Below are 16,718 nucleotides of genomic sequence, written 5' to 3'. Positions count from 1 at the left end.
CGGAAGCGGTCATAACTCGTTCGCGCCCCACTTTCGTTCGAGGCCGGGTTGGCTGTCGCCGCCGTTTCAACTCGGCGACAGGGGATCCTGTCCAAGGAGCTTTGCACCCATATCCGCCGAACGGCGAACCACCTCGAAGCCATAGGTGGTCATCTCCCGCTCATACGCCTGAAGCGCTGCATCGCAGGACAACTCGCCTTTGTGATGCTTCACGATCCAGTTCCTCAAAAGCCCCGCATCGCGCAAGGCGACGTTCGCGCCTCGCCCCAGGCTGGGCGTCATCGTGTGGATCGCGTCGCCCAGGAGCGTGACCCTCGTCTCCGGCTGGAGATCGAAGGGAATGCAAGAGGCCATCTCGACATAGAAGAATGAACCCGCTTCGCCCGCCCGCGGCACCTTTGCAGCCCCTGACGGCCACTCTGCCAGAAGCCGGCTCGCCAGATCCTGCAGCGTGTCGCTGGAGGCCGCGCGCAGGGCGGCTTCGTCGTCCCCGAACAGCTCCTTGCGCCCCGCGATGATGCAGCCGATGTAATCATCCTGCGTCCGAAGCCTCGCCTGCGGCAGCAAGGCGCGGGCCGCTTGATCGGGCGCCATCGGATAGATCACAGGCCCCACGCCCAGGATCAACTTGCGGGTGTCGAAGGCGGCGGTGAAAATATCGGCCAGGGCGTGAGGCGGCAGAACCCGCCGCGCGTCGCTCAAGGCCAGGCGGCCATAGATGGCGCGGGCACCCGAATCCATCATCTTCGCGTCAGGCGCCCTTTGACGGCGCAACGCCGACCCCGCGCCGTCCGCACCCACCAGCATTGTGCCGCGCGCCGTCCGGCCATCGGAAAAAATCGCGGAGACCCCCGTCTCATCTGTCTCATAACCTTCGAGCCGTGCATCCCAGTGACAAACATCCTCCAGATCCTGCAACAGGATCTCGCGCAGGGTCGCACGGTTCACGTTCAGATGCTGGGCAATGCCGTCGGTCAGGTGATGCTGCGTCTTGCTGTAGTCGTCGGTCTGGAACCGGCGCTGGATTGCGAAACTCGTGTCCATGATGGTCGTGTAGGGCAGCGGGTGCATCGAGGTGGCCTCGAACAGCGCAAACAGCGGCCCAGGCAAGGCGGCTTTCAGCGCCGAGATGCCATCGGCATCCAGATGCAGGCGGTAGCCCTGCTTTCGATCCCAGGGGCCTGCATCTCGATCATAGACCGCGACCTCAATTTGCGATGCGCGCAAATGTTGCGCAAGACAAAGACCGCCGATCCCCGCACCGATGATGATGATTTTCACGTTTGTTGTCCTTGATATAGGCCTAGATCGAGCGACCAGCCGCCGGAGCGGCCTGCGAAAGGACCTGGAGCTACCAAGGTAAGCGCTGAGATGGTTTTCGAGACGATGTCTGTTAATCGATCAGACATAAGGCACCCATCTCCACCGGCGCGCAACGCGCACGCCTACGTTCACCTTGGCGTCTGCCAGGTTTGAACGTCGTGGAGCCAGTTGGGCGATGAGAAACCGCAAGCGGCGACCGCGCTACCAATCGGTCTGCTCTCTTCTCGACATGGAAATCATATTCTGAGTCGCGCCAAAATCAACCTGCCGAGCGCGAAAATCGAAGCGCGAAGGGTGGTGATATCCTGGTTCCAAAACGTCGGCCCATAACCGACCAATAGGAGATCATCACGTGCATCAGACGGCCATCGACTGAGTGTCCTTCTGGATCCTCGTAAACGCGTCTGCTTCTCGCGTTTTGCGCCCGGAAGCGGATTGTCAGAAACCCACCCTGAGCCGCCGGTCCGCACCCAACCCCTGCCAGCCGTGCCGCCAGCTTTCGCCGACACCCGGAAGCAGCCATTCACCGCCCCTCCGACACCTTCGACTTAAGGTGGACAGCGGACCGTAGATCGTCGTCCAGAAGCCGACGTTCAGCCTCCGACCGACCATCGTCGCACATGTTGCGGCCTGAATCGCGCCAGATCTGACAGAGATTCCGATCCAGATCTCAAACAGGCACTGCGATCTATCCACCACGTCTCGATCGCGAAGGTTCGGACTGCATCATGGATCGGGGCCAATCAGCGGCCGAGCGCTCCCTGACTTGCTGTTGAAGCCAGTACGCCCCCGCCATCAGGGCGCGCTCCTACGCGGGCGGATGCCGTCCGCCGCTCCTGCTTCCACGATGGTGACAGAAATTGTCACCACGGCGTCGTAGGACGCCGCCTCGGGTGAAAGGCGAGTCCATGAAACGCATTCAATATCACTCCTACGGCGGCCCCGAAGTCATGCGGCTCGAAGAGTTTGCGCTGGGAACGCCAGGGAAGGACGAAGTGGCGGTCGCCGTCCGTCGCGCCGCGCTCAACCCGATCGACTGGAAGGTCCGCAACGGCGCGATGAAGATCGTGACCGGGCGATCGTTCCCGCGTGGAATGGGTCTGGACCTGGCCGGCACCGTCACCGCGGTCGGGGCCGACGTGACCCGATTCAAGATCGGCGACGCGGTCTTCGGCATGGCGCGCTTCAAGGAGGCCGGTTCACTGGCCGAAGCCGTCATTGCCAAGGAAGCCGCGCTCGCGAAAAAGCCGGAGACCGTCTCCTTCGAGCAGGCCGCATGCCTCGGGACGGCGGGCGTCACGGCTTGGAATGGCCTCATCGACAAGGCGCGACTGAGGCCCGGTCAGAGCGTGTTCATCAATGGATGCTCGGGTGCTGTCGGAGAGGCCGGCGTGCAGATCGCACGCATGTTCGGCGCCGAGGTGTCGGGCAGCTGTGGCGCCGAAGGGATCGAGCGTGCCCGCTCGCTCGGGCTCCAAACAGTCTATGATTATCGGGTCACCGCCGCACCGACGATTTCCGAGGTATTCGACGTGGTGTTCGATGCTGCAGGAACGCTCTCGACGTCAACCGGCATCGGCCTGCTGCGCAAGGGCGGCACCTTCACCACGGTCGAGCCTACGCCCGTACGGTTCTTGCGTGCCGTGTTCGACCGGCGGATGAAACCGATCGTTGGAAAGCCACGTGCGGACCTGCTCGACCGCCTGGCAAAGGCAGCCCATGACAGGACGCTGGTTCTGCCGATTGCCGAAACCGTGCCGCTCGCGCAAGCTATTCCGCTGATCTCGGCAATCGAGGCGGGCCGCAAGCTGCGCGGCAAAGTGGTCGTCACGATCGGGTAGCCGTGTCGCGCAGTCACCGTCTCTTCGACCTCCTCCAGCGTCTCCGCCGTCACCGAGGGGTGGTGGCGGGCGCGGTGCTCGCTCGCGAGGCCGGCGTCTCCTTGCGCACCATCCGCAGGGATATCGCGACTCTCCAAGCCATGGGGGCCGACATCGATGCGGAGGCCGGCGTCGGCTATGCTCTCCGCCCTGGTTTCTTGCTCCCGCCGCTCTCATTCACCGAAGAGGAACTGCACGCACTGGTCATCGGTGCGGAATGGGTGAGCCGTCAGACCGACGCCGCCCTGGCTGAGGCCGTTCGCAATGCTCTCGCCAAGATCGATAGCGTGCTGACTCCGACCCTGCGGCCGGCTCTCGACGACAGCAGTTTCTACGTCGCCTCCGGCCCTCCCTCGGTCGCCACGCGCTTCGATCTGGCGGAGTGCCGCCGCGCGATGCGCGAGCAGCGTAAGATGCGGGTTGTCTACCGTGAAGAAAGTGGCGGCACGTCGGAGAGGATCGTCTGGCCGATCATGCTTGGTTTCGACGGTTCCGGGCGAAGCTTTGCAGCTTGGTGTGAGAGAGAGGCCGGTTATTGCATTTTCGACGCCGAACGCGTTGTCGATATGACTCTTCTCGTGGAGCATTACCCGGGAAGCCGTCGACAGCTGGTCAAAGCGTGGCGCGCCGTGGCAGAACGACTGTGCGCACAAAGGGTCCGATAAGGCCGCGGTCCTCCGCAGGGCTGCCGAGGAAGCGGCCGCACCAGCCTTGCAGTCGGCGGCCGGCCTGCCGATCAGCAGGAAAGCGAGCGGGCGGCAGGCGCGGTCGGGCGGAGCTCGTGGATCCCGGCCGTGCGTCCACCGCGCGAGCGCCCGCTTGCCCGCATCGGTTCTCCCCTTCGCCTCCCGCGGAACAGCGATGGGCCTCCACCCCGGATGCGTCGATCAGACCCTGGGCCGGCGGTCCGCCAGCCTGAGCCAGAGCTTCGAACAGACCGCCCGTCCTTGCCTGCCCAGCGCATGAAGCGGTCAAGGTCTTCTTCGGGCCGTAGATCTCGCGCGGTGCGTCCGCCCGACGTCCGCCGGATTTCAGCCCGTGACCGATGCCCCCGATCACGCGCGGGTCGTCGACGCGCTCCTTGCCTCGCGTATCGGTGGGCAGGTGCGGAGCGATCTTCGCAGACTGCTCATCCGTCAGCCAGGAATGATCCATCGGCGCCTCCGGCAGGAGCCGTGAATCACATCCTGCCGGGCCGCGCTACCGTTATGGGGGACGTCACTGAGACGGCAGGCTGCCGGCTCACTTTTATTGAAGGAATACGATCCATGATCGATTAGAAAGCAGAAGCCATCACCTTATTTTGCACCCTGAATGGTCGACGACTCGTGGCGATTTTCCGATATGGCGAGAGGAGGAATGCAGACGAAGGCTTTGAGACTCGGATAAGCCGCGTTCATTGCCGCATCGATCGTGTTGTTTTCGATCACGACCCCATAGCCCGGAAATTCGATCAGCTGATTGGAAAGCGGAAGACAGATCTTCATGAGGTTTCTCGCACCGAGGGGTGAAACCGTGTACGCCATTACCCCGAAGCTATGACGCAAACGGAGCGGCACGTTCAGCCCGGCACGATCACGGAACTCTGCAACCCGAGCGCGAAGATCATCCTGTTCGAACTGCAGCTTGCAGCGAACCCCTTCGACAACCTCAAGCCAGAGAAAGGCGTCGAAGTTCACCCCCCAAAGAACGACATCCCAATCGGAGGGAAGCGCATCCAGGATTGTGCGTGCCCCGGCATGAAAATCTCTCGAAAAAATCGCGTCGTCTTCCGCAATCGTTACACAGACATCCTCGTCCGCTGCCTTGGTCCAAAGACCGATATGGGAGTGTGCATTGCCCAAGGCTGGATTTGTATAGCGCAAATCTCGATGGATCATCCCGGTCCTGGCCAGTTCGTCGCGATCCAGGTTTCGGCCTTCGACAGCGTCCGGCCGGACAACCTGGAGGAAATCGTTGCGATGCATGAATGTTTTCAATCGCTCAGCGTCGCGATCCAGGTTGATGATGTGAACGGGGACATTCCGGTCGGCATCGATCATCGTCTTGTGCCTCGGCCACACGGGACATCGAAAAATCTTGATTCAAAAGAGCAGACAACAACACAGAGCGAGATTCTTGATAATTTTGCTCGTCGAGCAAAGGCTTGTGCGTTCGCGCGCAATACGAAAAATCTTTTGCTTGTATCTATGAATATAAATTTCAGATTTTCCATCAAGAAATTGCCTTTTCGTCCGAATATCAATCAAGCCACAGTACGGTGATCGTATTGGCCTGGTTCCGGACTCCCTGCTTTCCGCTCCCGATCCGCAAAGCCAATTCGAATTATCCAAGTGGCGAGCTCATGATAACGCGTGATGTGCGGCTGCGACAAAGGCAATCTGGCGGACAGAGGCGCATTTACATCTGCCTGAAAGTCATCCACACGATGTGCGACAATCGAACCTGCGCCAGATGCCTTCCATCCGTCACGATGAATTGCAAATAAAGTAGTTTGTTATAAATTTGTAAGCGCCCTCATAAGCCACATTGTGCCCACCGGTCGACAACGCATCTCGATCGGCATGCGCCATCCAGCCTTCGACCATATACGGAACATCGTCAGAAGGGACGTTGTGCAAGAATATTGGCACCTGGTGATGATTGAAATACATGGCTAAAACGATGTCGTCATTTGCGCGGCAAAATTTATCATTTGATGTGTCAACTAAATATCGATCGAAATCGTCCTTGATACAATTCGGAGGATACAGGACCCCACCAAACCCTTCGAGCATCGTGCATGCGCCGTGCCCGTACCAGGGTTCGAAGAGACCTCCTTCTTTCAGGTTGCCTCCATAACGGGTGAGTATCCGATCTTCGTTCGGACCAGAGATAGATGTCAGCAATCTCAATTGATTTCGCGGATATCGGCAATCGTCGTCAACCGACCATATGTACGCATCGTCATGTCGATGCCGGAGCAGGGTGGGGGCGATCTTCGTGATGGGCCCATAATCATCGGTTCGAAAAACCGCGACCTGACCTTCCGAAACGAGCCAATCCGGAAGAATGTATTTTTCTCCATTGCGCTTGCAATGGAACGGAATATTGATCTCCAGACGATCGACAGCCACGTCCTGATGGAGAACAGACTCGATGACGGGCTCAATCTCCGCGATACGTGACGGTATCGTCGTCATAGAGGCAATGATGCGCATCTCGATCCCGCCTCGCTGATGCAAGGAAGACTATTATTGACGCAACTGGACAACATTCGCAAGAACCTTGCTCCTGCATCAGTTGCCCATTCAGGAATCGGAAGCGGTCGTCGCCAGTTCTGCCAAGAATCTCCGCGTCTGCCGCCGGTCGCGGGACGAGCGGCGAACGGGGCGGCAACCCTCGCGCCGATCGGGTCCACCGAAGCGCCTGCGTCGGCAGCGCCAACACCCTCGCGGTCGCGACTCCCGACAAGGGCCAGGAGCGCTTCGCCGCTCGGCCGTGCCGCCGTCGCCATGAGCGGATTGTCGACCGGCTCGCCCCGTGTCGAAGACTTGCGCCGCTCCCACGATGCGGCCCCCTGATTGCCGCCTCACGGCTGGCAAGACCTCCAGAGACAAGGCGCCGCTGCCGAGGACTGTGCAAACCCGGATGAGCAGAGATCGATCCCGATCAGCGCGAGCAGATCGTCGTCTTGATCAGATCGGGTAATAAACCGGCCGATCCCAAGCTCTTGCAACTCGCACGCCACCGACTGAGATACGCATCCAGAGGCAATGCCGCCCGTTCCGGCCAGCGATTGAGCGCACCGATGTCTTCCAACAGCGCGGGACGCGCCATCAGGGCGGGTAGCAGTATCGAAACCGCCGCCTTCGCATGGTCGGACAGTCCGACGAAACCCTCCAAGGCCGATCTATTGCGGGTGAACCAAGAGCTGGACGTTCCGAGGCCTTGAGATGACGAAATCTGATTGTACTGGGCCAGAATGTTATCTCGATAATGGCTTATCTCCTTCCCATAGCCCGCGTCTCCCGGAAACGGCGGGGTCCTCTCCCAATCCGCCGCCAGGTTGGCGAGACCGCGGAGCGAGAAGCTTTCAGCGATCATTTCTTCAACCCACTGGCATGGCGCGCTGGGTTTCGCTTCGCTGTCCCAAGAATTACTCACGACATGACCCAGTTCGTGGCCGAACTGATAGGCCAACTGGGTCCAAGCACGCTCGCCCACGTCGACATGGATGATGGCAGTATCGCTCGCATCCCGATGCAGCCAGACCGCGGGTGGACCGGCGGGGCAATTCTCGATCCGTAATATCTGCGGCTGCCGATCGGACACCATACGGATGCCGGAGCAGCAGGCCTCCCGCATGCGGCCGATCACGAGCGCGGCCGACCGTGGCGGCGCGTGCCATTCGCCCCGGACTTCGACAGGATTCGCCAGGATCGGAGCGCTGCCTGCTTTGGTACGGCCGAGGCTTATCATGTATAAACCTCCAGCAAAAGCGACGCTCCGACGTGAGATCAGCCTATCCCGCATGTGTCGGGCTGCGGCTTAGCAGGATGCGCGCCTGTTCGGTATCGTTTCGTATGTCATCGCGCGCCATGTAGCCGTAGATCTGACGATTATCGATGTACTGTACGACATTGCTCTTCCGAGCGCTGTCGGAGAAAATCACATACTCGTGCCTGTCGGTTCCGTCCTGATAGTTGAGCAGCGGGATGACGTCGGTCCGGACGAGGTAGGTGCAATGGACCACCGGCATTTCGACGACACCTGTGATCCAGCGGTTCAACACCCAATCGTACTGGTCGCAATGACTGTAGTATCCCTGATCGTCGACCGCCGCATGGTAATTCGAGTAATAGCTTCCTCTCTCCACCGATCGTAGAAAGGGGGCCACGATGGGCAACTGCAGCGCCACCAGTTCGCGAAGCGTGTTTGGCCGAATGAAATTGTCGACATCGGCCGTGAAGTAGAAATCGCATCCGTGATGGATCGCCCGTTGAAGGCTTTCCTGACGGATGCGCCCCAGGACCCGGAACCGCGTCGCGTTCCACTCGTGCAATTCGTAGGTCTGAACGGGATCTTCGACGTCGCTGGCATCGAACTCGACGGCCGCATACTGAGCGCCGAATGTCTCGATCCAATGCGCCAGGATGTTCTCCGTCTCATCCGTATTGTTGTTGGTTCTTATATAAAGTACGATCTTGGATTTCGGATAATTCATATTTCTCAAGCAGTCGAGATAGAGCGGGAGCGCTGCGGCCATCTGCTTCGCCAATATCGCGACCAGCACGCGGGCATCTGCGGCGGCGGGTTTCAGCTCCCGCGCGGGGCCGATCTCGTACTGCTCAAGGAAATTCGGCGCCGCGCGCGAGCCCAGACGGGCGGCGGTCTTCTCGTCCTGGATCTTCGTCAACGACGCACGGGCATTGGCCTCGACCCGAGCGCGTTCCGACAGCGGGAGCCTGTTGTCCGCCAGAAGCTTCAGACAGGCTTCTAAGCATTCGCTATAATGTCCCGCCCAGTAAGCGTTGATGGCGAGCTTGTCCAATAACCCGTAATCGTAGACCCATTTGGAAAGAAACAGTCCGCCTGCGGGTTCGACGAGATGAGAACCCGCTTTGGCCGCAGCGAAGCCCTCCTCGTTGCGGCCGTGTCGAAAATAGAGGTCGCTGATGTGGTAAAAGGCTTCCGCGCGAGTCCCGCAAACCGCTATGGCGCGTCGGTAGACGTCAGCGATCTCGTCGACGGGCCGGCCGAGACGATCCATGAGGTGGCCGGCTTCCAGTAAACTGATGTACACCTCTTCGGTCCAATAACCCATCTCGCTCCGTGCGAGATAGGCATCCAGGGCCTTCTCGAGCTGATTGCTGTCTCGGTAACTTTGGCCAAGATAGAACGTATACCTTGACCGAAGGAAACTGTCGCTCTCGACATCGAGAGCGTCCTCCAGTCTGCGGGCATCGCGGCGATAAGTGTCCGGATCCTTTTCTCGGGCGCCGCCCGATGCGCCCGACGCGATGTGAAATCCGATGGCGTCTCCCGATGTGACGCCGTCCGGTGCCTCAATATACTCGTGCAGCACGCCCTTGTAGTGAAAATCTCTGTCGTTCGACATGATTTGAGGGCGCCAATATCTTATGCCGCCGCGTCGGATCTCGACGTTGTAATAATCATGTCTTAAAGACGCTTTGAATTTTCGCGGATCGAAACCGTCGTCGAAGGTCAGCGTTTCGTCCGCGTCCATGACGAAGGCGTATTCGACGACGTTCCGCGCTCTGAGATGGCGCAAAGCCGAGCTTCGATTTGTGGCAAAGTCCTGCCACGTCTCCTCGACGACGTCCCCCGATACATGATTCCGCTCCAGCCAGGAACGAATGATGTCCTGGGTGCCATCCGTCGATCCGGTATCGGAGATGAGCACGTAGTCGATCAGAGGAAGCATGCTCTCGAGGCAGCGCTCGATCACGCGCGCCTCATCCTTGACTATCATGGACAAGCCAATTTTTGCCATGGTCCCGTTCTCTCCCGATCAAAGAGGCGAGCGGCTGACAAGAATTTTCAGTACCCCCGTCCGGACGCATGGCGCACATGAAAACCGGACTTCGTTGATATATTACAGATTTCAGGGCGCCGATAAGACGCCTATGTTGCCATATCTTCGCCGGGTAGTATAGCTCGCGCGGTGTAACATCAATCTGTCGGCAGGAACGATCTGGACCGAATCGTCCCGGCTCGAAAAGCCCGCATGGGGTGAGATCCCGATCTCGGAGGGCACAGAACCGCCCCTCGGTCAGGTGCCGGACGACGGGGCCGCGGACCGGCTGGGCTATGCCGACGTCTGGTCGACCAGCGGCCGAGGCCATCCCGGACGAGGTCGCAGGCCTTCCCGTGTCGCGAGGTGCTGCTGGATGCGACGGTCGGCGAGGGCTTCCGTGCGTGTGGGCGGTGTCTGCCCGCAGGCGTGAGGTGCGTCTGGCGCTGCCGAGGGAACGTCGCCGTCGGTCGGGACCAAGAATTACCATTCGGTATGCGCGCGGCCACGGCGCATCGAAGCCACCCGCGCAACACCGATGCCGCCCCCATGCGCACCGCTCGTGGTCTCCGTGGCGGTCCGGCACCGGAGCGGTTCGGGCGCCGGACGCATCTCGCCTCGCCCTGCGCGGCCCGCGCCAAACGTGGAGAGGCCGCAGCGGCGAGCTGCGGCCTCTCTGTTCCGGAGGGCGCCCGGAAAGGCGCCCTCCGCATGTCACCCCAGTCAGCTCGGCCGACCCAGATTGTTGAGCAGATCGGTCGGCGAGGACGTGTTCGAGGACGCGCCACCCGCCGTCGACCGGCTCGCTCCGAGCGAGGCGCTCGCTTGGGTCGTCGCGTCGCCCGAGCTTCCGCCGAGCCGGAACGCGTTCATGAGAGTCAGGATGTCTTGTTGCACGGCCGTATCGCTGAGTAGGCCACTCACCGAGCCGTTGTTGGAGATCAACCGGCTGATGAGGTCTCCCAGCGATCTCAGGACATCCATGTCGGACACGCTCGAACCCTGAGTCGACTGAGCGAAGACCGGATCCATCCCCGTGCTGACGGATCCCTGATCGATCACAGCTCCAGCGCCGCCGTTCGATCTCGTCGCATCCGCCGAGTCGTAACCATGGTGATGATCGTGACCATGGTGGTGGTGGTGATGGTGGCCTCCAGTGGCACCCGTCGCGCCCGTGCTGCCGGTCGAGCCGGTCGAGCCGGTGGCACCCGTCGAGCCGGTCGAACCGGTCGCTCCGGTGCGGCCCGTGGCTCCGGTGGCACCCGTCGAGCCGGTCGAACCAGTCGCTCCGGTGCGGCCTGTGGCTCCAGTGGCACCCGTCGAGCCGGTCGAACCCGTCGCGCCGGTGCGGCCTGTGGCTCCGGTGGCACCCGTCGAGCCGGTCGAACCGGTCGCTCCGGTGCGGCCTGTGGCTCCGGTGGCACCCGTGGCGCCGGTGCGGCCTGTGGCTCCGGTGGCACCCGTGGCGCCGGTCGAACCCGTCGCTCCGGTGCGGCCCGTAGCTCCAGTGGCACCCGTCGAGCCGGTCGAACCCGTCGCGCCGGTGCGGCCCGTGGCTCCCGTGGCACCCGTCGAGCCGGTCGAACCGGTCGCTCCGGTACGGCCTGTGGCTCCGGTGGCACCCGTCGAGCCGGTCGAACCCGTCGCTCCTGTGCGGCCCGTGGCTCCAGTGGCACCCGTTGAACCGGTCGAACCCGTCGCTCCGGTGCGGCCCGTAGCTCCAGTGGCACCCGTCGAGCCGGTCGAGCCCGTCGCTCCGGTGCGGCCTGTGGCTCCGGTGGCGCCCGTGGCGCCGGTCGAGCCGGTGGCACCCGTCGAACCCGTGGCGCCGGTCGAACCCGTAGCTCCCGTCGAACCCGTAGCTCCCGTCGAACCCGTAGCTCCCGTCGAACCCGTGGCGCCGGTCGAACCCGTAGCTCCCGTCGAACCCGTAGCTCCCGTCGAACCCGTAGCTCCCGTCGAACCTGTGGCTCCCGTCGAACCCGTGGCTCCGGTCGAACCCGTGGCTCCCGTCGAACCCGTGGCTCCCGTCGAACCCGTGGCTCCCGTCGAACCCGTGGCTCCCGTCGAACCCGTGGCTCCGGTCGAACCCGTGGCTCCCGTCGAGCCCGTGGCTCCCGTCGAACCTGTGGCTCCCGTCGAACCCGTTGCTCCCGTCGAACCCGTGGCGCCGGTCGAACCCGTAGCGCCGGTCGAGCCCGTGGCTCCCGTCGAACCCGTAGCGCCGGTCGAACCCGTAGCGCCGGTCGAGCCGGTGGCACCCGTCGAACCCGTAGCGCCGGTCGAGCCCGTGGCTCCCGTCGAACCCGTGGCGCCCGTCGAACCCGTGGCGCCCGTCGAACCCGTGGCTCCCGTGCTGCCGGTGGCTCCCGTGGCACCGGTCGCCCCCGTGCTACCGGTCGCGCCGGTGACGCCGACCACGCCGGTGATCGGGTACCCGCCATCGTTGGTGAACGTTACGCTCGTGCTTCCGGCACCATTGGTGGCGCTCTGCGTGCCACCGCTGAATGCGACCTGCGCGGTGGTGATATTGATGCCCGTTCCCGTCGCATCGTAGATCGCGAATTGCTCATAAATCCCCTGGCCGAGCGCCGCGGAGAAGGAAAAGCTACCGCCCGTCGAGAAGGGATTCGGCGTATCGGCCACCGTAGATCCGAGCAGGATCCAGTTCCCATTCTGCCTGGCGTAGAAAAACAGCTGATCTCCGGCATCCGCTGTTCCGGAGAATGCAACGAGGCCGTCGCTTGAGGTTCCGGACAAGTTTTCGTTGGCCATTGCAATCTCCCTCGCTATGGCTCTTGCCCACCTTCAGTCTTGGTGGCGCCGGCCTCTCGAACAACGGAAATCAGATCTGTTTTCGCACAAGGCAGCGCATACGAGGCAGCATGCCAGCACAGGGGATCCTCCTATCGCGAGACAAATTGGCCGAGCCATATGCCAGAGGTTATAATTCGTTAACTAAACACGCCGGACCCAAAACCGAATCACGGTCAGTCGGATGCGAAAGCAGATTTCACGAGACGATCTGCGGACCCGGGAGGCGCCGAAGTCGAAAAGGTTAAGAAGTCTATAACCTGTGGCCTATTCCAGCCCGAACCGCGGGCCGGCATGATCGTGAGCGGCGGGCGCGCCCGCATGAGACGCACCGAGCAGGCGCCCCCTCAGGGTGCCTGCCCGAGCTTCGCATGACCCGATCAGACGACGTGGAGTCGCCATGCACCAGCGCCCGACACCCGCGGGGCCGCGTTCGGAGTTCGAGAGGTGAGCGTCTCAGACCGTGCGATGTCGCGCGAGGCGCAGGCGCGTATCATGGCGGTCGTGCGGGTCGCACACCACCATGGCGCTGACCTCGATCCCGCCGACTACCCGCGCGAGTCCGAAGGTCCGGTACCGGCGCCGGCCTCGCTCGCGGCATGGGCAACGGCGTCCGGCCTTTGGGCCAGGGCGGTGCGCATGCGCCGGTCCCAGCTCATGCGGCTGGAACACGTCGGCCCCATCGTTGTGTTTCTTGCCGACGGGCATGCCGCCCTCATCACGCGCCGCGATCGTGAGCGAGGCGTCTGCTTCATCGAGGGACCGACGGGCCCCAGCGGCACCGGCATCGAGATCGACGAGCTGCGCCTTGAGCGGGTCTGGAACGGCGAGGCCCTTCTCGTCCGCCGCTCGCGCGCGACGACGGACGACGAGGCCGCCTTCTCGCTCGGTTGGCTCGCCAGGCTCGTCCTCACGGAGAAGCGCAATCTCCGCGAGATCCTGACCGCCTCCCTGGCGGTCAGCGTTCTGCAGATCCTGCCGCCATTCCTGGTCATGGCGGCACTCGACCGGGTTCTGACCCACAACACGGTGTCGACGCTCACGCTGATCACGCTCATGCTGGTCCTCGTGACGGTCTACGAAGCGCTGATCAGCTACGCGCGGCGCGAGATCGTCGAGGTGATGTCGACCCGGATCGATGCCCGTCTGAACGTTCACGTGTTCCGGCGCCTGCTGGCCTTGCCGATCGAGTTCTTCGAGCGATCCCCGACCGGCGAGACGACCCATAAAATCTCGCAGGTCTTCAAGATCCGCGACTTCCTGACAGGGAAGCTGGTTTCGACCGTTCTGGACCTGCTCACGCTCGTCGTCCTGCTGCCGTTCCTGTTCTACATGAGCGTGACCTTGGCGTGGATGGTGCTGGTCGCGTCCGCCTGTGTCGGGGGGCTCGTGCTGGCCTTCCTGCCGGCGATCCGGACCGTCTATGCGCGGCTGATCGCGGCCGAGATCCAGAAGGGCGGGACCCTGGTCGAGACCGTGCACGGGATGCGGACGGTCAAGTCGCTGGCGATCGAGGACGTGCGGAAGCGCGAATGGGACGAACGCGTCGCCGAATCGGGCAAGGCGCGGCTGGCGGCCGGCCGTATCGTCAACTGGGCGCAGACGCTCTCGCTGCCGCTCGAGCGCTTCATCGACCGGGGCATCCTCCTCTGCGGCGCGTACATCGTGGTCCTGGCCCCGGCGGGAACGACCGGCATCACCGCGGGCAGCCTGATCGCCTTCATGATGCTCGGCGGCCGCGTCGCGAGCCCGCTGATCAGCTTCGCCAAGCTGCTTCAGGACATCGAAGAGATCCGCATGTCGATCAGCCAGGTCGCGGAGGTGCTCAACCATCCGACCGAGACCGAGGCGGCACGGAGCGGCCTGCGCCCCCAATTCGCGGGACAGATAAGCTTCGAGGAGGTCGGCTTCCGGTACCCGGGCGCGCAGTCGGCGGCCTTGCGCGAGGTTTCCTTCAGCATCCCCGCGGGAACGATGCTGGGACTGGTCGGCCGCAGCGGGTCCGGCAAGTCGACCATCGCGCGCCTGCTGCAGGGGATCAATCGCGATTACACGGGCCGGTTGAAGATCGACGGCTCGGACCTGCGCGAGATCAACCTCACGCACCTGCGTCGGAGCTTCGGCGTGGTCATGCAGGACAACTTCCTGTTCCGCGGGACGGTGCGCGAGAACATCATCGCCGGCCGGCCGGGCTTGACCTTCGAGGACGTGATCCGCGCCGCGCGGCTTGCAGGCGCGGAAGAGTTCGTCGAACGGCTGCCCCGCGGCTACGAGACCTGGATCGAAGAGGGCTCCGCGAACCTGTCGGGCGGCCAGAGGCAGCGGCTCGCGATCGCCCGCGCCCTGATCACGGATCCGAGATTGCTCATCCTGGACGAGGCGACCAGCGCGCTGGATCCCGAAAGCGAGGCCCTGGTGAACGCGAACCTCCAGCGGATCGCGAGCGGCCGGACCATGATCATCGTGTCCCACCGGCTCTCGTCCCTGATCCGTTGCGACCAGATCCTGGTGCTCGACAAGGGCAGTGCGATCGCCATCGGTCCCCATGACCATCTGGTCGAGCATTGCACGATCTACAAGCAGTTGTGGCAACAGCAGAATCGGCATCTGGAGGAGGCGCGTCCGTCCCCGATCTACCTGAGCGCCACCTGATCGGAGACCGCAGATTGCGCCGTTCGCTCCGGACGAACGCGGCGCCGGGTGGAGCAAGCCCTCAGGTTGTTCTGAGCCACGGCCATACGGAAACAAGGGCTCGCCGATGAGTAACTCTCTCGCAAGCTGGTTCAATTTCCGGATCAGGCGCCTCTCGCCCGCGGAGGCGGATGTCGGTCCGGTCCTCCTGGAGTTCCAGTCTCCGACGGCGGCGCTCCTCGCGATGCCGGTTCAACCTGCGGCGCGCAGCATGCTCGGCGTGGTCCTCACGCTCGTGATCGCCTCGGGCCTCATCCTGGCCACGTGTCCCGTCGACGTCGTCGTCACGGGCGGGGGGCGGATGGTGTCGACGAGCCCGACGATCGTCCTTCAGCCCTTGGAAACGTCGATCGTGCGGTCGATCAAGGTTCGCGAAGGCCAAGTCGTCCGCGCCGGCGAACTCCTTGCCGAACTCGATCCGACCTTCACCGGCGCCGACGCACGGGCCCTGGAGAACCAAGTTCTCAGCCTTCAGGCGGAGGTGGATCGGCTGACGGCGGAGAGCACGGGATCGCCGTTCCATCCGTCCTCGGCCGACGCCGCGACCGTGATTCAGGTCGCTCTCTACGGACAGCGACAGGCCCAGTACCGGCACCAGATCGAGAGCTACGATCAGAAGATCAGAGGTTTGGAGACGCAGCTCGCGCGCGCGGATCTCGACGCCAAGGCGTTCGGCGAGCGCGCGGAGATCGCCGGGATCCTCGAATCGAAACGCCTGCAGCTGGAGCGCCTCCAAGTCGGCAGCCAGATGAATCGCCTCGTCGCTCAGGACCAGCGCATCGAGATGCAGAGGAACCTGAAGGATGCGACCGCGTCCGCGGGCCGGGCCCGGAACGACCTCAATCAGATGATCGCCGAGCGGGATGCCTTCTCGCAGCACTGGAAATCGCAGATCAGCCAGGAGATCACCCTGCGGCGCCGCAGCCTCAACGAGGCCCAGGAAGGCCTGCGGAAGGCGACCCTCCGTCGACAGCTGGTCAATCTGGTGGCCGAACAGGACGCGATCGTCCTGAATGTCGCCAAGGTGTCGGTCGGTTCGATCCTGCAATCCGGCGAGCAGCTCATCACCCTGGTGCCGCGGGACACGCCCCTGGAAGTCGAGACGCGCATCGCGGCCGACGAGGCGGGTTACGTCCATCCCGGACAGAAAGTCAGCGTGAAGTTCGATACGTTCCCCTTCGTGCAGTACGGCATGGCGGACGGCGTCGTGAAGAGCGTGAGCGCCGACAGCTTCACCGGGCAGCAGGAGACGCAGCGAAGCAGTGTCGGCGGGCAGGCGGCCAACGGGGTCTGGTTCCGCGCGCGCGTGGAACTGACCGCGATCAAGCTTCACGGACTGCCCGATAACTTCCACATGACCGCCGGCATGCCCGTGACGACCGATGTGATGGTCGGGGATCGAACGATGCTCAAGTATCTGTTCGCCCGCCTGCTGCCCGTCGGACTTGAAGGGATGCGGGAGCCGTGAATAATCGCCACTCTTCGGAGGCGTG

Annotated in this window: 10 protein-coding genes and 1 pseudogene; 4 read left to right on the top strand and 7 right to left on the bottom strand. The window is 62.9% G+C overall.

The features are described from left to right. Positions 1-66: 66 nt before the first annotated feature. Complete coding sequence (locus ABIC70_RS18765) at positions 67-1,281, bottom strand: FAD-dependent oxidoreductase (protein WP_274928952.1); 1,215 nt, start codon at positions 1,279-1,281, stop codon at positions 67-69. Between the two features lie 950 nt (positions 1,282-2,231). On the opposite strand from ABIC70_RS18765, the gene ABIC70_RS18760 reads away from it, so the two are divergent. Together ABIC70_RS18760 and ABIC70_RS18755 are read left to right on the top strand one after the other, a co-directional pair. Further along, positions 2,232-3,164 carry an NAD(P)-dependent alcohol dehydrogenase gene (locus ABIC70_RS18760; RefSeq protein WP_354440546.1) on the top strand — a complete coding sequence of 311 codons (933 nt, stop codon included), beginning with the start codon at positions 2,232-2,234 and terminating at the stop codon, positions 3,162-3,164. Between the two features lie 2 nt (positions 3,165-3,166). Next, entirely contained in the window at positions 3,167-3,868 is a 702-nt protein-coding gene (locus tag ABIC70_RS18755; RefSeq protein ID WP_354440577.1) for a helix-turn-helix transcriptional regulator, read from the top strand. Positions 3,869-3,904: 36 nt separating this feature from the next. On the opposite strand, the pseudogene ABIC70_RS18750 reads toward ABIC70_RS18755, so the two are convergent. From ABIC70_RS18750 to ABIC70_RS18725, 6 genes and pseudogenes are all read right to left on the bottom strand, one after another. Then, positions 3,905-4,358 (bottom strand): annotated as a pseudogene (locus ABIC70_RS18750) (transposase family protein); the annotation flags it as partial. 143 nt (positions 4,359-4,501) lie between these two features. After that, entirely contained in the window at positions 4,502-5,245 is a 744-nt protein-coding gene (locus ABIC70_RS18745) for a glycosyltransferase family 25 protein (RefSeq protein WP_354440544.1), read from the bottom strand. Positions 5,246-5,671: 426 nt separating this feature from the next. After that, positions 5,672-6,403 (bottom strand): hypothetical protein, encoded by a 732-nt coding sequence (locus ABIC70_RS18740; RefSeq protein WP_354440542.1) that lies wholly within the window; start codon positions 6,401-6,403, stop codon positions 5,672-5,674. 451 nt (positions 6,404-6,854) lie between these two features. Further along, entirely contained in the window at positions 6,855-7,664 is an 810-nt protein-coding gene (locus ABIC70_RS18735) for a hypothetical protein (RefSeq protein WP_354440540.1), read from the bottom strand. Positions 7,665-7,707: 43 nt separating this feature from the next. After that, a complete protein-coding gene (locus ABIC70_RS18730) occupies positions 7,708-9,699 on the bottom strand; it encodes a tetratricopeptide repeat-containing glycosyltransferase (RefSeq protein WP_354440538.1) in 1,992 nt (663 codons plus the stop codon). A gap of 744 nt (positions 9,700-10,443) precedes the next feature. After that, on the bottom strand, positions 10,444-10,752 hold the full coding sequence (locus tag ABIC70_RS18725; protein ID WP_354440536.1) for a hypothetical protein: 309 nt from the start codon (positions 10,750-10,752) through the stop codon (positions 10,444-10,446). Between the two features lie 2,229 nt (positions 10,753-12,981). Here ABIC70_RS18725 and ABIC70_RS18720 point away from each other — a divergent pair. Further along, complete coding sequence (locus ABIC70_RS18720) at positions 12,982-15,186, top strand: peptidase domain-containing ABC transporter (protein ID WP_085987691.1); 2,205 nt, start codon at positions 12,982-12,984, stop codon at positions 15,184-15,186. A 106-nt stretch (positions 15,187-15,292) separates the two neighbouring features. Next, a complete protein-coding gene (locus ABIC70_RS18715) occupies positions 15,293-16,693 on the top strand; it encodes an HlyD family type I secretion periplasmic adaptor subunit (protein WP_043354297.1) in 1,401 nt (466 codons plus the stop codon). Positions 16,694-16,718 lie beyond the last annotated feature (25 nt).

This window comes from Methylobacterium sp. 1973 (genome assembly GCF_040545035.1).
GTDB classification, from domain to species: Bacteria; Pseudomonadota; Alphaproteobacteria; order Rhizobiales; family Beijerinckiaceae; genus Methylobacterium; species Methylobacterium fujisawaense.
Note: the sequence above shows the minus strand (reverse complement) of the source record. Positions and strands in the feature narration are given on the sequence as shown.